The sequence below is a fragment of the Salinibacterium sp. VpJ6 genome (assembly GCF_059767345.1).
The window spans coordinates 461,274-483,656 of the sequence record NZ_JBSOQL010000001.1; the positions used below are offsets into that span (position 1 = coordinate 461,274).

Annotated in this window: 23 protein-coding genes; 4 read left to right on the forward strand and 19 right to left on the reverse strand. The window is 60.3% G+C overall.

Features of this window, described 5'->3' with window-relative positions:
- Positions 1–82: 82 nt before the first annotated feature.
- The 12 genes from ACWTV1_RS02240 to hrcA form a co-directional block, all read right to left on the reverse strand.
- A complete protein-coding gene (locus ACWTV1_RS02240; RefSeq protein WP_498503943.1) occupies positions 83–1,477 on the reverse strand; it encodes an ABC transporter permease in 1,395 nt (464 codons plus the stop codon).
- Complete coding sequence (locus tag ACWTV1_RS02245) at positions 1,474–2,235, reverse strand: ABC transporter ATP-binding protein (protein WP_498503944.1); 762 nt, start codon at positions 2,233–2,235, stop codon at positions 1,474–1,476. The genes ACWTV1_RS02240 and ACWTV1_RS02245 overlap by 4 nt, the downstream gene beginning before the upstream one ends.
- Before the next feature lie 74 nt (positions 2,236–2,309).
- A complete protein-coding gene (locus ACWTV1_RS02250; RefSeq protein WP_498503945.1) occupies positions 2,310–2,957 on the reverse strand; it encodes a response regulator in 648 nt (215 codons plus the stop codon).
- Complete coding sequence (locus tag ACWTV1_RS02255; protein WP_498503946.1) at positions 2,954–4,114, reverse strand: sensor histidine kinase; 1,161 nt, start codon at positions 4,112–4,114, stop codon at positions 2,954–2,956. Before ACWTV1_RS02255 ends, ACWTV1_RS02250 begins: the two co-directional genes overlap by 4 nt.
- Before the next feature lie 94 nt (positions 4,115–4,208).
- On the reverse strand, positions 4,209–5,108 hold the full coding sequence (gene era / locus ACWTV1_RS02260; protein ID WP_498503947.1) for a GTPase Era: 900 nt from the start codon (positions 5,106–5,108) through the stop codon (positions 4,209–4,211).
- Positions 5,105–6,415: a hemolysin family protein gene (locus ACWTV1_RS02265; protein WP_498503948.1), complete on the reverse strand. Its 1,311-nt coding sequence runs from the start codon at positions 6,413–6,415 to the stop codon at positions 5,105–5,107. The genes era and ACWTV1_RS02265 overlap by 4 nt, the downstream gene beginning before the upstream one ends.
- A gap of 9 nt (positions 6,416–6,424) precedes the next feature.
- Positions 6,425–6,883 carry an rRNA maturation RNase YbeY gene (gene ybeY / locus ACWTV1_RS02270; protein ID WP_100388795.1) on the reverse strand — a complete coding sequence of 153 codons (459 nt, stop codon included), beginning with the start codon at positions 6,881–6,883 and terminating at the stop codon, positions 6,425–6,427.
- A 1-nt stretch (position 6,884) separates the two neighbouring features.
- Positions 6,885–7,934, reverse strand: a complete 1,050-nt coding sequence (locus tag ACWTV1_RS02275) for a PhoH family protein (RefSeq protein ID WP_498503949.1) — start codon at positions 7,932–7,934, stop codon at positions 6,885–6,887.
- Entirely contained in the window at positions 7,924–8,274 is a 351-nt protein-coding gene (locus tag ACWTV1_RS02280) for a histidine triad nucleotide-binding protein (protein WP_341619774.1), read from the reverse strand. The genes ACWTV1_RS02275 and ACWTV1_RS02280 overlap by 11 nt, the downstream gene beginning before the upstream one ends.
- A gap of 17 nt (positions 8,275–8,291) precedes the next feature.
- Positions 8,292–9,023: a 16S rRNA (uracil(1498)-N(3))-methyltransferase gene (locus ACWTV1_RS02285; RefSeq protein ID WP_498503950.1), complete on the reverse strand. Its 732-nt coding sequence runs from the start codon at positions 9,021–9,023 to the stop codon at positions 8,292–8,294.
- Between the two features lie 6 nt (positions 9,024–9,029).
- The gene (gene dnaJ, locus ACWTV1_RS02290; protein ID WP_498503951.1) at positions 9,030–10,130 is read right to left on the reverse strand and encodes a molecular chaperone DnaJ; all 1,101 of its coding nucleotides are present in this window, start codon (positions 10,128–10,130) and stop codon (positions 9,030–9,032) included.
- Between the two features lie 23 nt (positions 10,131–10,153).
- A complete protein-coding gene (gene hrcA, locus ACWTV1_RS02295; protein WP_498503952.1) occupies positions 10,154–11,176 on the reverse strand; it encodes a heat-inducible transcriptional repressor HrcA in 1,023 nt (340 codons plus the stop codon).
- Positions 11,177–11,387: 211 nt separating this feature from the next.
- Between hrcA and ACWTV1_RS02300 the strand changes: the two genes are divergently transcribed.
- Together ACWTV1_RS02300 and ACWTV1_RS02305 are read left to right on the forward strand one after the other, a co-directional pair.
- A complete protein-coding gene (locus ACWTV1_RS02300) occupies positions 11,388–11,756 on the forward strand; it encodes a DUF4870 domain-containing protein (RefSeq protein ID WP_498503953.1) in 369 nt (122 codons plus the stop codon).
- A 91-nt stretch (positions 11,757–11,847) separates the two neighbouring features.
- Positions 11,848–12,222: a DUF4870 domain-containing protein gene (locus tag ACWTV1_RS02305; RefSeq protein WP_498503954.1), complete on the forward strand. Its 375-nt coding sequence runs from the start codon at positions 11,848–11,850 to the stop codon at positions 12,220–12,222.
- A gap of 14 nt (positions 12,223–12,236) precedes the next feature.
- On the opposite strand, the gene hemW is transcribed toward ACWTV1_RS02305, so the two are convergent.
- Positions 12,237–13,487, reverse strand: coding sequence for a radical SAM family heme chaperone HemW (gene hemW, locus ACWTV1_RS02310; protein ID WP_498503955.1), 1,251 nt, complete (start codon positions 13,485–13,487; stop codon positions 12,237–12,239).
- A 104-nt stretch (positions 13,488–13,591) separates the two neighbouring features.
- On the opposite strand from hemW, the gene ACWTV1_RS02315 reads away from it, so the two are divergent.
- A complete protein-coding gene (locus ACWTV1_RS02315; protein ID WP_229820480.1) occupies positions 13,592–14,263 on the forward strand; it encodes an HAD family hydrolase in 672 nt (223 codons plus the stop codon).
- Between the two features lie 43 nt (positions 14,264–14,306).
- Here the strand turns inward: ACWTV1_RS02315 and ACWTV1_RS02320 are convergent, their stop codons facing one another.
- The 3 genes from ACWTV1_RS02320 to ACWTV1_RS02330 all read right to left on the reverse strand — a co-directional run bounded on the left by ACWTV1_RS02320 (position 14,307) and on the right by ACWTV1_RS02330 (position 17,415).
- Positions 14,307–14,903, reverse strand: a complete 597-nt coding sequence (locus ACWTV1_RS02320) for a DUF1990 domain-containing protein (RefSeq protein ID WP_498503956.1) — start codon at positions 14,901–14,903, stop codon at positions 14,307–14,309.
- Positions 14,904–14,907: 4 nt separating this feature from the next.
- Entirely contained in the window at positions 14,908–16,776 is a 1,869-nt protein-coding gene (gene lepA / locus ACWTV1_RS02325) for a translation elongation factor 4 (RefSeq protein WP_498503957.1), read from the reverse strand.
- Positions 16,777–16,887: 111 nt separating this feature from the next.
- Entirely contained in the window at positions 16,888–17,415 is a 528-nt protein-coding gene (locus tag ACWTV1_RS02330) for a DUF4190 domain-containing protein (protein WP_498503958.1), read from the reverse strand.
- A 553-nt stretch (positions 17,416–17,968) separates the two neighbouring features.
- Between ACWTV1_RS02330 and rpsT the strand changes: the two genes are divergently transcribed.
- Positions 17,969–18,229, forward strand: coding sequence for a 30S ribosomal protein S20 (gene rpsT / locus ACWTV1_RS02335; protein ID WP_100388784.1), 261 nt, complete (start codon positions 17,969–17,971; stop codon positions 18,227–18,229).
- Positions 18,230–18,342: 113 nt separating this feature from the next.
- Here rpsT and holA read toward each other — a convergent pair whose 3' ends face one another.
- The 3 genes from holA to ACWTV1_RS02350 are packed head-to-tail and all read right to left on the reverse strand — an operon-like array spanning position 18,343 to position 22,365.
- Positions 18,343–19,371 carry a DNA polymerase III subunit delta gene (holA, locus tag ACWTV1_RS02340; protein WP_498503960.1) on the reverse strand — a complete coding sequence of 343 codons (1,029 nt, stop codon included), beginning with the start codon at positions 19,369–19,371 and terminating at the stop codon, positions 18,343–18,345.
- Positions 19,372–19,402: 31 nt separating this feature from the next.
- Entirely contained in the window at positions 19,403–21,778 is a 2,376-nt protein-coding gene (locus ACWTV1_RS02345) for a ComEC/Rec2 family competence protein (protein WP_498503961.1), read from the reverse strand.
- A complete protein-coding gene (locus ACWTV1_RS02350; RefSeq protein ID WP_498503962.1) occupies positions 21,775–22,365 on the reverse strand; it encodes a ComEA family DNA-binding protein in 591 nt (196 codons plus the stop codon). The genes ACWTV1_RS02345 and ACWTV1_RS02350 overlap by 4 nt, the downstream gene beginning before the upstream one ends.
- Positions 22,366–22,383: the final 18 nt, after the last annotated feature.

Below are 22,383 nucleotides of genomic sequence, written 5' to 3' on the forward strand. Positions count from 1 at the left end.
ACCGGTCGCTGAATCGCAATGATTCAGTCGACGCAGCAGGGTCGAGCGCGTGCTCAGCGATCGCCGGGAAGATAATCGAAAGCTACTCGATCGCGAGGGCCTCTACCGGCGAGATTGTGGTGACACGACGCGACGGTTCCACTGACGCGATTAGCGCGAGCGCCGCTGAGGAAACGATTACCGCCGCCAAGATCCACCACGGCACAACGGGAGGAATGAATCCAGGTTGTCCGGTGACTGATCCCAGTAGCGCTTGCGCGCCGGCCCATCCGTAGAAGATTCCCAGCGTAAGTCCGACGACGTTTGCCGCGATTGTCAACTGAGCACTTTCCGAGCGAATCATTGCTCGCAACTGGGCGCCGGTGAATCCCAGAGCTCGGAGTAGCCCTAGTTCTCGGGTGCGTTGAACGATGCTGAGTGAGAGATTGTTCACTAGCCCGACGCCCGCGATTATTGCGCTAAAGCCGATCAGAATCGAAAATGTGGCAGTGGCAACCGCCAATGCCTGTTCCGCCTCAGCGGGGTTTCCTTCGCCGGGAATCGTTCGCATCATTGACGCAAAACTCTCAGCAGCGACCGCGAACATGGTGACGAGAGTTATCCCGATAACTAGGCCCACGGTGATCCGGGTGCTTCGCTTCGGATATCTCACCGCGTTTTTTGCTGCTAATGCTCCAGCCGCACCTCGACCAATTAGCTGTCCAATAATGCGCAGAACTGCTGGCATAACAAATTGTGCGCCAACGAGGAAACCAGTAAAGGAAATCACGCCGCCGAGGAGAGAAATGCGTACTCCCTCTGGCCCGGCTAAACCCACGATCATTCCCAACACGACAATTCCGATTCCTGCACCGACCATGAGCGTTGAGACGACTGCGCGGGCGACACGAGGTGTTTCCGAGTCCTGCGCCGAATCTATTGATGCCCCCAATGCCTGAAGCGGAGTTACGTCAAGCACCCGACGGGAACCGAGCCACGATGCGGCCCCGGTGGTGAGAACAACCGCGATTATGGGGGCGAATGCAACGGGATCAAGAAAGCTGTAATCGATTATCGGCAATCCATCTGGGGTTTGGGTGAACTGGAATATCGCGAACGCGACGAATACACCAATAACGGCACCGCCTATCGCCCCTAGCGTTCCCACGGCGAATCCCTCTCTGACGACCTGAAGCCTTTGACTTCGTGCGCTCCCACCAATGAGCCGCACAAGCGCGATGCTGCGAGTTCGACCAGCAATTATTGTCGCGAATGTGTTTGCTGTAACCACCGCCCCCACATAGACGGAGATCACGATGAATACAGAGGCAAGGGCGGCGAAAATCGCCGCTTGCGTACCGCCGTCGTCGTACGGAGTAGCTACGGCCACTGCCGTCGCAATATTCGTCGTCAGTTGAAGAAGAGCGACACCGAAAGCGCTACTCAGCACCGCTACAAGGATGCTGGACTTATGTTCTCGTGCATTAAAAGTTCTCACGACGCACTCTCCATCTGAAGCATGAAATCGCTGATTTCAGCAGCAGTCGAGCGTGCGCGGTCAGCCACAACTCGACCGTCGGCGATGAAGATGATGCGATCTGCATAACTGGCAGCGATGGGATCGTGGGTCACCATTGCAATGCTCTGACCGTAGGCCGTCGCGGACGCAGCCAAAAGGGACAACACTTCGCGCCCCGTGCGAGAATCGAGGTTTCCTGTTGGTTCATCCGCGAAGATCAACTCGGGTCGTGATCCAAGCGCGCGGGCAATGGCAACCCGTTGCTGTTGTCCACCAGATAACTCGTGGGGCCGGTGGTGCAGCCGCTCCCCCAGACCCAATGACTGGATAAGCTCGTCTATCCAGCCGCGCTCCGTGGTCGACGGTAGACGTCCATCGAGTTGGAACGGGAGCAGAATATTCTGCTCAACAGTGAGCGTTGGCACGAGGTTGAACGCTTGGAAGACGAAACCGACTCTCCTCCGCCGGACCATCGTGAGGTCTGCATCGCCGAGGTCGGTAATATCCGTATTACGAAGCCATACTTTGCCAGAAGATGCTGTGTCAAGACCAGCCATTATGTGCATGAGCGTGGATTTGCCCGACCCACTCGGCCCCATGATTGCCGTGAATTCGCCAGTTCGTATTCCGACGGTAACATCGCTGAGGGCCGCGACCTTGGTGCTTCCTGAGCCGTATGATTTTGATAGACGGTCGACTCGAGCGACCATACTGGGAGTGTCTGTTGAAGTGTGCATAGTTCAACGATGCCAATGCGGGTGTGCTCCCCGCGTCGGCCCAAGGTAGGCGTCACGTCATCCGGAAGGATGACTCAGGCAAGTCCATTTTCATACGCGAAGACGACCAGCTGCACGCGGTCGCGAAGGCCGAGTTTCGAGAGAATGCGGCTGACATGCGTCTTGACTGTCGCTTCACTCAAGAATTCGTAGCGGGCAATCTCCGCGTTGCTCAGTCCGCGGGCGGCGCGCGAGAATATTTCCCGCTCTCGCGCTGTCAGAGTGTCGAATTCAGGGGGGCGTAGCGAAGGAGCACTGCCAAAGTGTTCGAACAGCTCACGGGTTGCAGACGCCGCAATAACGCTCGTTCCCGCGTGGACGGTCCGAATAGCGGCAAGCAAGAACTCGGGCTCAGCGTCTTTGAGCACGAAGCCGCTCGCTCCTGCTCTAATCGCCCGGGCAGCGGCCTCATCGAGGTCGAAGGTAGTCAACACCACTATTCGAGGTAGTTTCTGATCTCGCCCGCTGAGAATTGACCGAGTGGACTCAATGCCGTCCATCACCGGCATCCGAAGGTCCATCAGCACAACATCAGGGCGCGCCGCCGCCACCATGGTGATGGCCTCGTATCCGTCGCTCGCTTCCCCAACGCATTCGAGATCTGGCTGAGATGAAATCAGCATCCGGATGCCTGCTCTAAAGAGCGCTTGGTCGTCGACTAAACCGACTCTGATGCGGGTCATTGTGTTGTCGGCAGGGCTAAGCGAACCAAAAAATTCTCGCCCTCAGGACCGACATCCAATTGAGCTGCGGTCAGAAGTGCTCGTTCTCGCATTCCAATGAGTCCGTGGCCTGTTCGCTGCTCTGCCAGCGAGTCCTGTTTCGCAATTCGATTCTTCATAGTCACGGTCACGGTTTCACCACTCCATTCGATACTGAGAAGCGCAGGCGCAGCAGGGTCCCCGTGCCTCAGCGCGTTAGTCATGGCCTCCTGCGTTATTCGGTAGAGAGAAATCTGTTTGCCGGCAGGAAGCTCCACTGACGGACCATTCTCGACTACCTCGATCTGGAGTCCAGCTGAGCGCATTTGCTCAACTAGCGCAGAGATGTCAGCCAGTCCGGGCTGCGGCCCCAGACTTTGGCTATGCCGCAGCTGTTCCAGCAATAGCCGCACATCGGTCAGGGCTTCCCTCGCGGTACCAGAGATCGTCGACAGCGCAGAGTCAGCCATGGCGGGATCTGCAGCCGATGCGTACCGCGCTCCGTCTGCTTGGGCGATCACAACCGCGAGTGAGTGGGCAACAACATCGTGCATATCTCGCGCAATCTGATTTCTCTCGAGCTCTACTGCAGCTACGGACTCGGCTACCAGTCTGGCGCTCTTGCTCTCCCGAGCGATCGCCTGTGTTCTCGCGAGCAATCCCGCGGTCCAGCTCAGACCAAGCAACGCAGTCATTCCTACGAATGTGCCCACGAGGCTCATAAACTCGCCGGGGCTTTGCGGCCAGACGAAGGTCGCCCAATCGTCAGGTTGTGTTGGCCCCCAGTAAAAGACGCTGAGGTACATGGCACCGAGCACTGATCCGGCAAAGACCGAGATTAGCCCCGCCCGCCTCACCCACGAGCGCCCGTACCGCGCCGCTGAAAAAAGCACAGCAATGATCGCAAGGTTTGCTCCATCGATGGGAAGCAAGAACACCATCTGTGCGAGGGCGCCTAACCACGCAGCAGCCAGCGCTATGGCAGGGCTTAACCGGCGTAGCGCGAAAGCTACTCCCAATATCGCCACGACAGCCCACAGCGGCGCCTCGTTCACTCCGAGGAGATATCGAAGCGCGACTGCGACGAGTGCGACACTCGCATCGAAAATCAGCGCACCACGCGAAAGATGCCGAATCATGGACTCAGGCTACGCGTCGCCTAGAGTCGACGTGCGCAACTCGTCTTCGTCAGGGCAAAAATCATCCTTGCGATGTATGGCTCGCGATGGAAATCTAAAAACCGAGGCGACCGAGTTGCTTGGAGTCACGTTGCCATTCCTTGGCGACCTTCACGCGAAGCGAGAGGAAGATTTGCTTGCCGACGAGCTTCTCAATCTCAGCGCGGGCGCGAGCCCCGACATCCTGCAGTCGCTCCCCACCCTTACCGATGATGATGCCCTTTTGGCTGTCTCGCTCGACGAAGATATTCGCGAAGACTTCGAGAAGGTTCTTGTCGTCGCGCTCGATCATGTCGTCGATCGTGACAGCGATCGAGTGCGGAAGTTCATCCATGACGCCCTCAAGCGCGGCCTCACGAATGAGTTCTGCTACCCGCGACTCTGTCGACTCATCGGTGACGGCGTCATCCGGGTAAAGCGCATGCGAGACCGGCATGAGCTTCACGAGTTCAGTCGAGAGAATGTCGAGCTGGATGTCGTCGAACGACGAGATCGGAATGATTTCGTCCCAGTCGCGCAGTTCTGCCACGGCCTTGAGCTGCTCTGCGACGCCGGGGCGCGACGAAGCATCGATCTTCGTCACGATGGCGACCTTCTTGGCACGCGTGAAGGCATCCAACTGCTCGTTGATGTAGCGGTCGCCGGGACCGATCTTCTCGTTTGCCGGAATGCAGAGACCGATGACGTCGACTTCGCCGAGGGTGTCTTGCACGATCGAGTTCAGGCGCTCTCCCAGCAGGGTGCGTGGGCGGTGCATACCCGGAGTATCCACGATGATGAGCTGGCCGTCTTTGCGGTGCACGAGACCACGGATGGCGCGGCGAGTGGTTTGAGGCTTCGACGACGTGATCGCGACCTTCTCACCTACGAGCGCGTTAGTCAGCGTGGACTTGCCCACGTTGGGTCGACCTACAAAGGTCACGAATCCTGCTCTGAATTCACTGGTGTCGGTCACTGTGATTCACCGTTCTCTCGTTCATTCGGGCGTGAGTCGTGCTGGTTGGTGAAGGTGGGGTCGACTGACACCAGCACAGTGCTGATGCGTTTGCGACGGCCTTCGGTACGTTCTGCCGTGAGAACGAGGCCTGAGTATTGGGCGACTGCGCCACTTTCGGGCAGTCGTCCCAGGGTCTTCATGATCAAACCACCGACGGAGTCGACCTCGTCATCATCGAGTTCGAGACCGAACAGGTCGCCCAGTTCGTCGATCGGGAGACGGGCGCTCACTCGGAACGATCCATCTTCCAGCTGTTCGAATTCGGCAAGTTCACGGTCGTACTCATCAGAGATATCTCCAACGAGTTCTTCAATGAGGTCTTCTAGCGAGACTAGCCCGGCGATGCCGCCATACTCATCGACAACCATCGCTAAGTGGTTCGATTCGAGCTGCATCTGGCGCAGCAGGCTGTCAGCGCGCTGCGATTCCGGTACGAAGAGTGCGGGGCGAGCGAGCGCCTGAGTGGTGAGCTTGTCTGCTTCGGCCGGCTGCTCGTAGACGACTCGCGCGATGTCGCGCAGGTACAGCACACCCATCACTTGGTCGATGTCGTCGCCAATAACGGGCACCCGGGAGACTCCGCGGCTCAAGAAGAGACCCATCGCGGCGCTGGCCGTGACATCTGCTTCAACCGTCACCATGTCGGTGCGCGGGATCATCACTTCTCGCACCACGGTGCTGTTGAAGTCGAAAATGGAGTGGATGAGGTCGCGGTCGTCTTGATCGAGAACTTCGTGCTCGGTGGCTTCATCCACCATGCTGAGCAACTGTTCTTCGCTCGAGAAGGTTGCCGTGCGCGGGCGCCCTGGGGTGACGCGATTACCGATGGCGACAAGGGCATCCGCAATCGGGCCGAGAATGACACGGATGCCGCGAACGAACCGAGCCGAGAGCTGCAACACCTTGCGAGAGTGGGCACGCCCGACGCTGCGAGGGCTGGAGCCGACGAGCACGAACGAGGCCCCGGTCATGATGAGCGCGCTGAACAGCAGCACAAGCCACCACTGCTCAAAGACGGAGGCGAAGACGAGCGTAACCAGCACGGCCGCGGTCGTTTCTACGACGATTCGCATGAAGTTGAGCGCATTGATGTGTGCGCCCGTGTCTTGCGAAATGGCCAGGATCGACTTGTGGGCACGACTGCGCCCCGCCAATTCGACGAGGTCGCTGCGACTCAACACTGTCAGCGCAGAGTCAGCAGCGGCGAGCAGACCACCGAGCGATACCAGCAGGATCGCTACGGTGATGAAAATACCGATCAGCACAACCGGCTACTAACTTCGTTCTGCCAGGGCGAACCCCAACAGAATTTCGCGCTGGAGGCCGAACATCTCTTTTTCCTCGTCGGGTTCGGCGTGGTCGAAGCCGAGCAAGTGCAGCAGACCGTGAGTGGTCAGCAACAGCATTTCTTCCAGCGGAGTGTGGCCCGCGGTCTCGGCCTGCGAGATTGCGACCTGAGGGCACACGACGATGTCGCCGAGCAAGCCGGCGGGCGTCTGGCGGTCTTCGGTTCCGGGGCGCAGTTCGTCCATGGGAAAGCTCAAGACGTCTGTGGGACCTGGCTCGTCCATCCACTGCACGTGAAGCTGCTCCATGGCGGCCTCGTCGACAAAGACAATGCCCAGTTCGGCGTCCGGATGCACGTGCAGCTGGTCAAGGGCGAAAGTGCAGAGTCGCTGGAAGGCGTGCTCGTCTACCTCGACGGCCGATTCGTTGTTGATTTCGATCGACACGTTAGCGCCCCTCGTGATTGCGGCTGCGCTTGGGCGGCCGGTTGTTGCGGTTGTATTCGTCACGCTGCTTTTCGGCGTCGTAGGTGGTGTACGCATCCACGATTTGACCCACGAGGCTGTGGCGAACGACGTCCGCACTCGACAGCTCTGCGAAGTGGATGTCGTCGATGTCCCGCAGAACATTCGAGACGAGCTTGAGCCCGCTCGCCCCCTCAGGAAGGTCGACCTGCGTGATGTCACCGGTGATGACCATCTGCGAATCGAAGCCGAGACGGGTCAGGAACATCTTCATCTGCTCGGGTGTGGTGTTCTGAGCTTCGTCAAGAACCACGAACGAGTTGTTGAGGGTACGACCGCGCATATAGGCGAGCGGTGCGACCTCGACGGTGCCAGCAGCGAGAAGCTTGGGCACGAGATCGGGATCCATCATGTCGTTGAGGGCGTCGTAGAGCGGGCGCAGGTAAGGGTCGATCTTGTCGGTGAGCGATCCCGGCAAGAATCCGAGACGCTCCCCCGCTTCGATTGCTGGACGGCTCAGAATGATGCGCTCAACCTCTTTGCGCTGCAGAGCCTGCACGGCTTTCGCCATCGCCAGGTAGGTTTTTCCCGTTCCGGCTGGGCCGATGCCGAACACGATGGTGTTGTTGTCCATCGCATCGACGTATTGCGCCTGACCGAGAGTCTTGGCGCGAATTGCTTTACCTCGCGCTGTAAGGATGGTTTGCCCGAGCAACTGTTGAGGGCTGCCCTGGTTGCCGCGCAGAATTTTTGCCGACGCATCGACCTCGATCTCGCCGAGGTCGTGTCCGTCGCGCACCATCGTGACGAGTTCGTCGACGAGTTCTTTGGCAGCAGCGACCGACGGTGCATCGCCCGTCAGGGTGATTTCGTTACCGCGAACGTGCATTTCAACGTTCGGGAATTTGCTTTCGACGACCTTGAGAAGTCGATCGTGAGGGCCAAGAAGTCGCACCATGGCGACACCGTCTACTTCAATCGAGACGCTCTCGCGCTCTGTCGAACCTGCGGACTCGGAGTCACTAGTGACCAAGGGTGCCTTCCTCGAGGTTTCCGCCGAGCACATGAGCGTGCACGTGGAAAACAGTTTGACCAGCGTTTTCGCCAGTGTTAAAGATCAGTCTGTACTGCCCGCCTGCATGTTCGTCGGCAAGCGATTGGGCGACCGAGACAAGTTCAGCCAGTAGCGCCGGGTTGCCTGCGGCAAGCTCCGTAACGTTGGCGAACTCTTCGGTTTTAGGCACAACGAGCAAGTGCACGGGTGCTTGAGGCGCGATGTCGCGAAACGCGATTACCGCGTCTGACTCGAAGACGATATCCGCGGGAATCTCGCGAGCGATGATCTTGGTAAAGATCGATGGGGAATCAGACATGTCTCTAGCCTAAACCTCTAGCTCCAACGGCCAAGCTTGACGTTCAACGCTGCCAAGGCCGCCGGGCCCGCAGTCGACGTGCGCAACACTTCACTGCCCAGTCGAATCGTGGATGCTCCCGCCGCCGTCAAGAGATCGAGCTCGTGATCCGCAACTCCGCCCTCCGGACCCACTACGAGCAGGATGTCGCGGTCGTCGACTTCGAGTTCGGCCAACGTTTCCGTTGCCGTGGGCTCGAGCACGAGCATCCGCGTCGTGGAAGCGAAAGTCGCCAATTGCTTCGTGGTCACGAGATCGAGGACGTCGGGGATCCAGCTGCGCAGCGACTGCTTGCTCGCTTCGCGAACAATTGCTGCCCATCGATCGCGGCCCTTGGCAACTTTCGCGCCGTGCCAGCGCGAAATACTGCGCGCCGCCGACCACGGGATGACGCCGTCGACACCGAGTTCGGTGGCGACCTGAACCGCAAGTTCGTCGCGATCGGCCTTGGCAAGAGCCTGAGCTAGGAAGACGGCCGGGGTTCGCCGCGGCGACTGCTGAACATCCGCTACTTCGATGGTGAGCTCGGTGTGTTCCGCCGTGACGATAGGGCCAGAAACGATCAGGCCAGCACCGTTCCCGATCGCGATCGTCTCGCCCACTTTCAGGCGCGAAACCGTGACAGCGTGGCGCGCTTCGGCGTTGCCCAAGGAAACGGAGGCGCCAATTCCGACGTCGCCGAGTTCTTCATCGATATAGAGATGTGCCATGAGTGCCTACAGGAAACGGTCGCGAAGCTTCGCGAACAGCCCCTGCTGGAACTCGGCAAAATGCGGCTGCTTGCTCTTGCGCACGGCGGCGAGCTGCTTCATGAGGGTCTGTTCTGCACCGCTGAGCTTCGTCGGCGTGACGACCTGGATGCCGAGGCGCAGATCACCGCGGCCGTTGCCACGCAGGCTCGTAATTCCGCGATCGCGAATCGTGAGCACTTCGCCGCTTTGGGTACCGGGCTTGATGACTACTTCGATTTCTCCGTCGAGGCCATCGAGCTTCACTGTTGTGCCCAAGATTGCGTCGATCATTTCGACCTCAACGGTGGCCAGCAGATCGTCATCGGCGCGACTGAAGATGTCGTGGTGGCGCACCTTGATCTCGAGGAACAGGTCGCCATTGGGCCCGCCTGCGGGGCCAACCTCGCCCTGGCCGGGCATCTGCAGACGCAGCCCCGTCTCAACGCCGGCCGGGATGTCGACCGAGAGAGTGCGCTGCGCACGAACGCGACCCTGGCCTGCACACGTAGCGCAGGGGTTCACGATGATGTTGCCGTAACCGCGGCACGTGCCACAGGGGCTCGACGTCATGACGTTGCCGAGGAGGCTTCGCACCTGGCGCTGGATCTGGCCGCTGCCCTGACAAATGTCGCAACGAACGGGCGAGCTGCCGGGGGCAGCACAACTGCCCTCACACGTCTCACAGAGTTCTGCAGTGTTGACCTCGATGTCGCGAGTGACACCGAACATCGTGTCTTTGAGACTCACCTCGATACGCAGCAGCGCATCCTGACCCCGCTCGCGGCGTGACCGCGGACCAGCGGTCTGACCGCCACCCCCACCGCCGAAGAACGTCTCGAAGATGTCGCCGAAACCGAAGTTGGCGCCGCCGCCGAAGCCACCGCTGCCGCCCATGTCGTATTGCTGACGCTGTTGCGGATCGCTCAGCACGTCATAGGCATGAGTGACTGTCTTGAAGCGCTCAGACGCATCCGCGCCGGGATTGACGTCGGGGTGCAACTCGCGTGCGAGCTTGCGGTACGCCTTCTTGATTTCCTCCGGGGTCGCTTCGCGCGCAACGCCGAGGGCTTCGTAGTGATCTGCCAAAGTTCCGATTGCTCCTTACGAGCTCAGTTGTCTTCCAAAAGTCGCGAGAGGTATCGCGCCACTGCGCGAACCGCCGCCATGTTGTTCGAATAGTCCATGCGCGTGGGGCCAAGCACGCCCAAGCGCGAAACACCGCCGCCGGATGAGGAATACCCGCCCGTGACGACCGATGTCTCTTCTAACCCAAATTCTGCGTTCTCTCGCCCGATGCGAGTTGAAACTGATCCATTTGCTACTTCCATCTCCCCAAACAGGCGCAACAACGTTACTTGCTCTTCTATTGCCTCGAGCACAGGAAAGATGCTTCCGGTGAAATCTTGCTCGGTGCGAGCGAGGTTTGCGGTGCCGGCGAGAACGAGCTTGTCGGCACGGTTGGCCAGCACCTGCTCGATCAAACTTGTAGCAATTTGGCCGACGAATGCCTGTCTTTCTGCGGGAAAAATCTGCGCAAAACTTGCGATTCGATCGGCCGCTTCGGGCAGAGACTGCCCAGCAAGAGCAGAATTCAGCTTGGCGCGAACCTCACCCAAGAACGCCTCGTCCACGGGGTCAGAGACGTCGATGAGGCGTTGCTCGACTCGACCAGAGTCGGTAATGAACACCGTCATGATGCGTGTGGCATGCAACGGAACAAGTTCCACATGCCGCACGCGAGCGGTCGCCAGCGAGGGGTACTGCACGAGCGCCACGCTGTTGGTCAGTTGCGACAGCAAGCGAACCGAGCGCGCAAGTACGTCATCCAAGTCGTCGGCCTGGCCGAGGAACGACTCGATGGCTTGACGCTGAGCGCTCGTCAGCGGGCGCAGATCGGCCAACTGGTCTACAAACATGCGGTAGCCCTTGTCGGTCGGCACACGCCCCGATGAGGTGTGTGGCGCCGTGATGAGCTCTTCGTCTTCGAGCAAGACCATGTCGTTGCGAATCGTTGCGGCGGACACCCCGAAGGAATGTCGCTCAACGATTGACTTAGATCCGACAGGCTCGCGCGTAGCAACGTAGTCCTGCACAATGACTCGAAGCACGTCAAGTCCGCGGGCGGAAACCATTCCACCACCCACCTCTCTTGATTGGCACTCAATCCGTTCGACTGCCAATCTTACTCGACACACCACGACACAGCCGTTGCACCGCGCGAGTCATAGCGCTAGCGTGTCTGTGTACTTGAGCGCTACCTTTTTGTGGAAATGCTCAGGTGTGACACCGAGCACTTTGATGAAACCCGGGAAGTTCCCTCGTTCACCTGAAAGGCACGAATACATGACTGACGCAAATCCGCAGCCCGCAGCACCGCAGCCGGCAGCTCAACTGACCGAGGCTGAGGACAAGCAGTGGGCATCATTCGCTCACCTTGGTGGAATCATTGGATTCCTCCCCGCGCTTATTATCTGGTTGGTCTTCAAGGACCGCGGCGCATTCACTAACACCGAAGCGAAGGAAGCCCTGAACTTCCAGATCACCGTGGCAATCGCCTACGTGATCTCGAACATTCTGGTCGCCGTTGTTATCGGCGCTATCTTGCTTCCGATCGTCTTCGTTGTGTCGCTGGTCTTCTCGATCATCGGCTTCACGAAGGCCAAAGACGGCGCGAACTACCGTTACCCCTTCGCACTGCGCCTCATCAAGTAATTCTGCTTATCGGCTAAGCCGATAGCGAGTAGCCTCGGGAGCTTCTGCTCTCGAGGCTACTTTTTTGTCCAAGTAGGGCTTTAATGGAGGCATGTCAGATTCAACGCCTCCCCCCGCCTCGCCGTACGCGCCGATCCAACCGATGAGTCCGAGCGACGAGAAGCTCTGGGCAACACTGATCCACGTCGGTGGAATCTTCTTCAGCTTCATTCCCGCACTCGTGGGATACCTCGTGTTGAAAGACCGTGGACCCTTTGTTCAGGCTCACACGCGCACTGCGTTGAACTTCCAGATCACCATGGCCATCGCCTACGTGATCTCGCTGTTCCTCATGCTGATTCTCATTGGCTACCTCACGATCGTCGCTGTGGGTATTGTCATCTTGGTGTTCAGCATCATGGGTGCCGTCGCCGCCAACAACGGCCAAGCGTTCAAATACCCGCTGACCATCGAGTTCATCAAGTAATTCGACCTATCGCTCTAAATGGGGGCGTCTGCTAGCAATCGCCGCACGACGGCATCCGCGAGTAGGCGCCCTTTAAGCGTGAGGGTGAGGGTTCCCTTGAACGCCGCGGGAGCATCCACCAGTTCATCGGCGATGAGCCCGGCGACTGCCGTGCGACCTTCAGCATCGAGCGTTGCCGTTTTCAAACCTCCGCGAACACGCGCCCGCAGAAGTACATGCTCAAGATATTTGCTGGAGTCCGCGAGTGTTTCGCGCCCGGCTCCCGGAGAATGACCAGCGGCGATTCGATCAGCGTAGGCGGCCGGATGCTTGACGTTCCACCAGCGAACGCCCCCGACGTGACTGTGAGCCCCCGGGCCAACACCCCACCAGTCGTTGCCTAGCCAGTAGCCAAGATTATGACGGCTTGCGTGGCTGATGGCTGGGTCTTCGTCCCGCTTCGCCCAGTTGCTGACCTCGTACCAGTCGTAGCCCGCCGCTGCGAGCTTCTTATCGGCCAGCTCATACATGTCTGCCTGCAGATCGTCATCCACCGGAGCAACATCGCCGCGTTTAATCTGCGCCGCCAGCTTGGTACCGGTCTCGATAATGAGCGCGTACGCCGAGATATGGTCGGGGTTCTGCGCGATGGCGTGATCGAGCGAGCGCTCCCAATCGGCCAGTGATTCCCCCGGCGTGCCGTAGATCAGGTCGACACTGACGTCGAGCTCGACCTCGCGCGCCCACTTCACCACATGCGGAACCTTCTTGGGGTCGTGCGTGCGCTCCAGCGTGGCGAGAACGTGCGGCACCGCCGATTGCATGCCGAAAGACACGCGAGTAAATCCAGCCTCTTTGAGCGCGAGAAGGTAATCGCGGTCGACAGAATCAGGGTTCGCCTCAGTAGTTACTTCGACGTCATCCGTGAAACCCCACGTGTCTCGCGCTGCAGCGAGCATCCGAGTGAGGTCGGTGACAGGGAGCAGCGTGGGCGTACCGCCGCCGAAGAACACCGTTGATGCCTTGCGGGGCGCGACACCAGCATTCGCGAGCACGGTCGCTGCCTGCTTGATCTCTGCGATGGCCTCGTCAGCGTAATCCGCACGCTTAGCTCCGCGCAGCTCTTCACCCGTGTACGTGTTGAAGTCACAGTAGCCACAGCGCACGCGACAGAACGGAACGTGAATGTACACACTCCAGTCACGGTCGTGGGCGCCCACAGCAACGCTGGCAGGCAAGGCGCCGTCGAGAGGAGCAGGATCAGCAATCGGCAACGCACCTGGCACGAACTAATCCCCTTAACAACCGGTGAAGAAAACGTGCCCATTGTCGTAGCGACGGGCACTGGTCAATTGTCGCACCTCTTGCGTGGGAGCATTGATGGGTGACTATGCACATCCTCTGGGACATCGACGGAACGCTCATCCACAACTCGAAAGACGGCGCTGCTGTCTATCTCGAGGCCTTCACCCACGTGACGGGCACAGAGCCGCAGAAGTTCATCACGAACCCGCACGGGCAGACCGAAGGTCAGATTCTTACCGCCCTGCTCGAGCTCAACGGCCACCCTGCGACCATGCTCGACGACGTGCTGGCCGAGTTGGATGCCCGTACCCAGAAGCTGCTCGAGACGGGCTACGTTCGCACAGCAGTTGTCGGCGGCCCCGACGCCTTGCGAGACGCTGGCGGTCGAGGCTGGACCAACGCGCTGCTCACCGGAAACGGCCCGCAGCATTCGCGCGTAAAGCTGACCGCTGCAGGTTACGCCGAAGACGACTTCAACTGGACCAACTCGTTCTTTGGAGACCGCTCCCCTGACCGTCACCACCTGACATCGCTCGTCGCTCCCATTCTGGGTGAGCAGCCCAGCGTGATCATCGGTGATACCCCGAACGACGGCCTGGCTGCCGATTCGGCCCGCATCCCGTTTATCGCGGTCGCAACCGGCGCCTACTCCGTTGCTGAGCTGCGCGACACGAGCGCTCTCGTCGTTGTCGAAGATTTGGTTGCCGGTCGTGATGATGTACTCGGCACGATCGCAGAGCTCGCTCAGCGCGGTTAGGCGCGGCCGCCAGACGCCATCGCGCTCCGGCGCGGTTAGGCAGCTACTTCTGAGCGGGAATCGCTCCGGCGAGAGCGCGAAGATAGCGCCCGACCACGATGTACTGGAACACGCGCAGCGCGGGAGACACCAGCATCCACTTGAACGATGCTGGGCGCGAGAACGATCGCACGGTCATCCACACTGAATTGTCGTCGCGACGCTCCACCATGAAGGATTCTTCGCCCCGCAGCGGATGACCTTCGAGCGTGCCGTAGGCAAAGCCCGCAACAGTCGGGTCATCAACGACATACACGACGCGCACGGGCTCGTGAGCTGTGAACCGTCCGCTGCCGATGGAGAGCACGATCGTGTCGCCGGGGCGCACGTGCGGATGATCGGCATTGTCGATCGTCAGATCAAGATTCTCGCCGTGAGGATCCCACGGAAGAAGCGTCACGCCGAAACCGCTGCGTCGCTTCACACCCCACGTCAGGATCTGTTCGCGCGCAAAAGCCCATCGTGCTTCACCATGGCCGATTCGTGCGCTGCGTTGAACGCGACGAAACCCGGCAGGCGGCAGCACCGTGAAAGTGTTGCCACGCGTGGCACCAACCGCCCCGTACGTAACGGGAGCATTGGGGTAGGTGCGCGCATCCATTCGTCTACTTCTTGTCTTTCCCGGCTTCGACTTCGCCAGAAAGTGCAGCGATGAAGGCAGCCTGAGGAACCTCGACGCGACCAACCATCTTCATACGCTTCTTGCCCTCCTTCTGCTTCTCGAGGAGCTTGCGCTTACGGCTGATGTCACCGCCGTAGCACTTAGCAAGAACGTCTTTACGCATAGCGCGAATCGACTCGCGCGCAATGATGCGAGAACCAATGGCAGCCTGAATCGGCACTTCGAACTGCTGACGCGGGATGAGGGTCTTGAGACGCTCGGTCATGAGCACGCCGTAGGCATAAGCCTTGTCGCGGTGCACAATCGCGCTGAACGCGTCGACAGCCTCACCCTGCAACAGGATGTCCACCTTGACGAGGTCTGCCTCTTGGTCACCGCTGGGTTCATAGTCGAGGCTCGCATAGCCCTGCGTACGGCTCTTGAGGTGATCGAAGAAGTCGAACACGATCTCACCGAGCGGCATGGTGTAGTGCAGCTCGACGCGGTCAGTACCGACGTATTCCATGCCCTGCATGGTGCCGCGGCGCGATTGGCAGAGCTCCATGACCGTTCCCACGAAGTCTTTCGGGGTCAGAATGGATGCCTTCACCATGGGCTCGGTCACGCTGGCGATCTTGCCGCCGGGGAACTCGCTTGGGTTGGTGACAGTCGTGAGCTTCTTGTCGTCGCCCATGACTTCGTAGATAACCGAGGGGGCGGTGGCGATCATGTCGAGGTTGAATTCGCGCTCGAGTCGCTCGCGCACAATCTCCAAGTGAAGTAGCCCCAAGAAGCCGCAGCGGAAACCGAAGCCAAGAGCCACGGATGTTTCGGGCTCGTAGACCAGGGCGGCATCCGACAGCTTGAGCTTGTCGAGTGCCTCGCGCAGTACCGGATAGTCGGAGCCGTCGATCGGGTACAAGCCCGAGAAGACCATCGGCTTCGGTTCGGAGTAGCCCTTGAGCGCGGTTTCAGCCGGCTTGGCGTGGTTGGTGACCGTGTCGCCGACCTTGCTGAGGCGCACATCCTTCACGCCCGTGATGAGGTAACCCACTTCACCGACGCCAAGGCCCTTAGTCGGGGTCGGCTCGGGAGAGCTCACGCCGATTTCGAGCAGTTCGTGAGCCGACTTAGTCGACATCATCATGACCTTCTCGCGAGGCGAGAGCTGACCGTCGACCATACGCACATAGGTGATAACGCCGCGGTAGGCGTCGTACACCGAGTCAAAAATCATGGCGCGGGCCGGAGCATCCGCGTTACCGACCGGAGCCGGGATGAGGCGCGTAGCCTCGTCAAGAAGTTCGGGAACTCCCATGCCAGTCTTGCCCGAAACGCGCAGCACAGTCGACGGGTCGCAACCGATAAGGCCCGCGATTTCTTCGGCGTACTTGTCGGGGTCTGCCGCCGGCAGGTCAATCTTGTTCAGCACGGGAATGATCGTGAGGTCGTTCTCCATCGCCAAGTACAGGTTGGCGAGAGTTTGAGCCTCGATGCCCTGCGCGGCGTCCACGAGAAGAATTGCGCCCTCGCACGCCGCCAGCGACCGTGAGACCTCATAAGTGAAGTCGACGTGGCCGGGAGTGTCGATCATGTTCAGTGCGTACGACTGTTCCTTACCGTTCTCATCGGTAAGCGACCACGGCATTCGCACTGCCTGGCTCTTGATTGTGATGCCGCGCTCACGCTCGATATCCATACGGTCGAGGTACTGCGCCCGCATATCGCGGTCGCTAACAACCCCCGTGACCGACAGCATGCGGTCAGCGAGGGTGGACTTGCCATGATCGATATGCGCAATGATGCAAAAGTTGCGGATAAACGCAGGATCGGTCGAAGCAGGCTCAAGTGTGTAAGAGGCGCGAGGAGACATCCGCCCAATTCTCCCATGAAGCCGACGTTCCTGCGCGCACCCGCCTAATACGACAGGCCAAAAGCCTAAAAGGGGCGGATGCGCGGCTAGCCCGCGGGGCAGAAAGAGCTACTAGAACGCTGCGGCTAGGAACACGAACGGCAGTACAGCCAACGCTCCAGCGGCAACAACGAGAACCCATCCGAAGGTTGCAACGCAGGCAAGCACGATTCCCCAAATGGAGAAGCCGCGACCCGTTGGCTCGTCGCGCAAGCCGAAGACACCGAGAATCACGGCGGCCAACGGCACCACGATGCTCTGAGCGAAGAAGAATGAAGCGATACCCAAACTGAGCGCGAGAACGCTCATGGTGCGGGTCGACGTACGCCGCGGCGCTGCTGAACCGGAAAAGTCAGAGGCAGCGGCCTCGGGAGCAGATGCGGCTGCGGCGTCTGCGCCGAAGCTGCCCATCGGTGTCGTCGATTCTGCTGCTGGGGCGTCGGCGAACGATGCCCGCTCGTCATCGACGAGCGTGTCCGAGAGAAGCGCAGTCGAAGTCGTGCCGGCAGCGGGCATTTCAACCGACGTCGAAGAGTCGGCTGTCGAAGAATCGACTTTCGAAGAGGGAACGGGAGAGGAAGAAGAGGTTGAGGAGGTCATGTATCCAAGGTAGAAAAAGCGGCGCGGAGCGGGTATCGGGGTAACCCCCGAAAGCGCAGGGGGACGCCCCCTCTGGGCACTAAACGGCCATGTCGTCAGAGACTTTAATGCCCCAGTCAGGCGTGGCGACCAACACACCCAGCCACGGTCACTAGTCTTAACACCGCTGACAGACAGATTCGACAGCTAAGCAAGACCCGAAACCCGCGCAAACCAGTTTGTTCGGCGCTGGGGTCGCCAATTGCTCCGCAATTGATTTAGCTCCACCGGAAAAGCCCGAACGAACACAGTTTGTTCGGCGCTGGGGTCGCCAATTGCTCCGCAATTGATTTAGCTCCACCGGAAAAGCCCGAACAAACACAGTTTGTTCGGCGCTGGGGTCGCCAATTGCTCCGCAATTGATTTAGCTCCACCGCGCTGGTAATGTTGCCTGTTGGCTTATGCATATGGTTCTTTGTCGAACAGTATGCGCATCGCGGCCGGGAATCAGAACACCGATTCTCTTCCACGGCCGCCCACCATCTCTGATCCACAAACAAGAAAGCACACAAACGTGGCAAATATTAAGTCGCAGATCAAGCGCATTGGTACCAACAAGAAGGCTCAAGACCGCAACCGCCAGGTGAAGAGCCAGGTCAAGACCGCGATCCGCGCAACGCGCGAAGCTATCAAGGCTGGCGACAAAGAGACCGCCATCGAGCGCCTCAAGGCAGCATCCAAGTCGCTCGACAAGGCTGCTGGCAAGGGCGTTCTGCACAAGAACCAGGCAGCTAACCGCAAGTCGGCTATGGCCAAGCAGGTTGCAGCTCTCTAAAGCTCTCTGATCGGCACTACGCCGACCACACAAAAGCCCCTACCGTTCGCGGTGAGGGGCTTTTGTTATTGGGTGGCGGCAAGGAGCAACTATCGCCCGCCGGCCCCTTCGAGCTAACGGATGCCGCGAGCTGCAACCACAGAGATCATTCGTTCCAGCGCGAAGACAGGGTCGCGCCCCAAACCTTTTACTTGAGCGTCTGTATCGGCAATGGCCTCGATGGCGGAGCCCAGCCCCGCATCACTCCAGCCGCGCAAATCTTTCATTGCCCGGTCGGCCTGCCACGGCGCCATGCCGAACATTTTGGCGGCTTGCCCCGACGACATTGACCCCCCGGAAAGTTTCGCCATTGTGCGCAGCTTCGCAGCAAACGCTGCGACGATCGGCACCGGGTCGGCACCGGAGGCAAGAGAGTGACGCAAGAGCACCAGCGCCTCGCCTGAGCGCCCGGCAATCGCTGAGTCTGCGACCTTGAAGGCGCTAGTTTCGACTCGACCCGAGTAGTAGCGGGCCACTGTGGCTTCGTTGATCTCATCGGCATCGTCGGCGAGAAGCTGTTGGCAAGCGGCGGCGAGCTCTGCGAGGTCTGCGGAGAAAGCAGACACGAGGGTTCGAAGGGCGCCTGGCGTTACACGGCGGCGTTTGGCGGCGAATTCGGCGGAGGCGAAATCGTACTTCTCAGCATCCTTCTTGAGCTCGAGGCACGTGATCTCTATGCCGCCGCCCTTGCCCGCACGAATCGCGTCAAGCAGTTTTTTGCCGCGCACTCCCCCGGCATGGCGAAGAATGAGATACGTGTCGTCGGCCGGAGCCTCGAGGTACGCGAGGGTTTCGGTGATGAACGCATCGGTGCACTTTTCAACGTTCGTGACGCGAATCATCCGCGGTTCACTAAAGAGCGAGGGGCTCGCGAGGCTGATGAGCTCGCCGGGGCCGTAGTGATCTGCTTCTAAGTCGTTGACTTCAAGGCTGGGGTCTTCGACCTTGAGGGTGTCGCGCAGCATGCGGATAGCGCGGTCCGCAAGAAAGCCTTCCGTGCCGCTGACAAGAACGATGGGCGCGGGGCGCACCTTGTTCCACGCCAATTGCGGGATCGCGACTTTGGACTTCGCCGGCGATCGGGCGGGGGTTCTGGCGGCCACAAGACTCCTCTATTTGAACTGCAAACCCAGCCTAATGCCGGGCGCCCACATCCCTCTCTGACCACACTGAAACGACGCCAGACTTAGCCGTGGGAGATACCAGCACGAGGCCGTTCAGATCGCTCCGCGCCACCGCGGTTCCGGCGTCGTCGAGCATCGCGAGGGCATCAGCGGTCGGATGCCCGTAGCCGTTGTCCGCTCCGACTCCGATGAGCCCGAGGGTGGCCTGCAGCTCGGCATAGAGGGCCGGGTACTGGTCTCCGGAACCGTGATGGCTGACTTTCACGACATCCACTTGCCTGAATGTATTAGCCGCAGCGAGACGAGCTTGAGCACTCTCGCCAAGGTCTCCGAGGAACACCGAGCTGAGACAGTGCCTCAGGCAGTCGGAGCGCGGCAAGAACTCGACGACGACGCTCGCGTCGTTACCGGGGTCGATGCCCGAGAGCTGGGCCGGCGGCCAGAGCACGCGCCATTGCTGCTCGCCGAACTGGCCGCGGTCCCCCGCGCTTGCAGGGTGAACCTGTGCGCCACCCGCCGCAAGGCTGTCCAGTAACGCCTCATCGCTTGGCGAGCCGGTGGGGCGGACCAGAACAGCATCCGCGCGGCCAACGACAGCCTCGGTTCCTCCGACGTGGTCGTGATCGAAGTGCGTCAGGATGAGTAGGTCAATGTGGTCGATCGAGAGTCGATCGAGGCAGGCTTTCAGCAGGTCTGGTTCGGCGCCGGCATCAATGAGTGCAACTTCCTCGCCGTTTCGCATAATCACCGCATCGCCCTGGCCAACATCACACTGCGCAAATTGCCAATCCCTCGGCCACGTCAACGCGGCACTGACCGCAGACCCTGCAACGACTGCCAGCGCGAGCGTGGAAGCGATAGCGAGAGACGTAAGCGCGTGCGCACGCCAGGCACCGCGGGTCACGAGAGCCGCGAGGAGAAGAACCGTGAGCACGCTGAGCGTGAGTACTCCCACCCAGCCTTCCCACCACGGGATGCGCGCCCACGGAACCTCGGCAAAGAAATCAGCAACGGCCGCAACCCAGGCGGACGGCACCCAAGCGACCCACATCAGTGCCAGCCCGAGGACCGGGATCACCGATAGCGCCACGCAGGCCGCCAGACCGACAACGGTCGCAATCGGCGCTGCGGGTGCAGCCAACACGTTGGCGATCACACCATAGGTCGGCAGTGAGGGCTGCAAGAGCAGCAGCACGGGCTGGCAGGCCAGCTGAGCAGCCAACGGCACGGCGATCACCAGCGACAGCGCCCGCGGCATCCAACGCTCCAAAAACTGCGCGAGCGGCTCGGCAAAAAGAAGGAGGCCTGCCGTGGCGAACACCGAGAGCACGAACGCGAAATTGCGCGCTAGCCATGGGTCGAAGACGAGGAGCGCGATCGTCGCGAGTGACAGCACCGCCATTCCTCGGATCGGCCTGCCGCTGCCCAGCGCGATCAGCACGAACGTGGCCATGAGCGCTGCCCGCAACACGCTGGGGTCGGGAGTGACGACGACTACGAACGCGAGCAGCACAAGTATGGAGAGGCCGATCCTCAGAACACGCTGGGCTCCTACCCTGCCGCCGAGAGCCATGATTAGCCCGACGACGATCGCGCAGTTGGCGCCCGACACTGCCGTGAGATGGCTCAGCGAGCTGGTCTTCATTGCAGCATCCAAGTGGTCACTCACGGCGCTGGTATCGCCGATGGCGAGCCCGCCCAGAAGTTCCCCGCCACCACCCGGCAACGACGAGGTTGCGACGGCAAAGTTGCGTCTCAGTTGATTCGCCCAGTCGAATTGCCAGCCGGGATCGGCCCGCCATTCCGGCACGTCAGTAGCGAAGAGCAGCACCGCACGCCCATCGCCCGGGGAAGTGCTCGCCAAGGTGCCCGTGACCGTAAATGTGACGCCAATTCCCCACGGTTCGTCGTCCGTATCCGATGTGCCTAAACCGGGCTTCGATTCATCAGGCTCAGCAGCGACGGCAGCGAAACCGCCACGTTCCGTGAAGATCAGAGCGGGCGATTCGAGTTGGATTGATTCGCCGTCTGCCTCGAGAGTGGTGATGGTTGCCTGAAAGAAGTCGGCGCTGTCCTTGACGGCAGAGGTGGTTGTTGCGATGGCAGTCACTGTCGTGTGCTTCGCAGCCAGTTCTCCCAGCGCTAGGGGTTGACGGGTCTCAGCATGAACAGCGACAGACGTGGAGCACAACGCGGCCAGAGCGCACCCCAAGGCGACACTCGCGAGAAAACGCTGCTGGCTCAGCAGCGCACCCGCGATTAGTGCTCCGGTAGCAAGCCACAATGCGATGGCGACGGCAGATGCCCAGGCTGGCATCCCGATTACGAACACGGTGACGAGCCACGCAGCAGCTACGGGCAGACTGAGACGCAGGTCGAGATTCATACCGTGACCAGGTCGCGCAACCCGTCGAAGGTAGCGTCTCCGATTCCGGCGACGTTACGGAGGTCGTCGATGCTCGTGAAGCGCCCATTTGCCTCACGCCACGCCAGAATGCGAGCGGCCATGGCTGGCCCGATACGAGGCAGAGTATCGAGGGCTGCGGCGTCCGCGGTATTCAGGTTGACTCGACCATCGGATGCCGTGGCCGCGGCATCCTCGTCGCCCACGGCAGGCACGGCGAACTGTTCTCCATCGGTCAGCACACGCGCGAGGTTGAGTTGATCCTGCTTCGCATCTTCGGCGAAGCCCCCAGCGGCAGCGATCGCGTCGATCACGCGTGATCCCTCGGCCAGCTCGAAGAGCCCCGGACGCACCACCGCGCCCGTGACGTGCACAAACAGAGCGGGTGATTCCACCGCGAACGCTCCGTCACCCGAGCCCAGTTCGCCGCGCGCAATCTCTACGGCAGTCGAGCTGCTTGTGAGTGCGGTCGCGAGCACGGCGCAACCGAGCGCCACAAGCACCACCACGATGACAGCGCCGACGCGCACCCGCAGCCGCGCCTTACGGGCCTGCTCAAACTCTTCCACCTCCACAAACTAAACGCG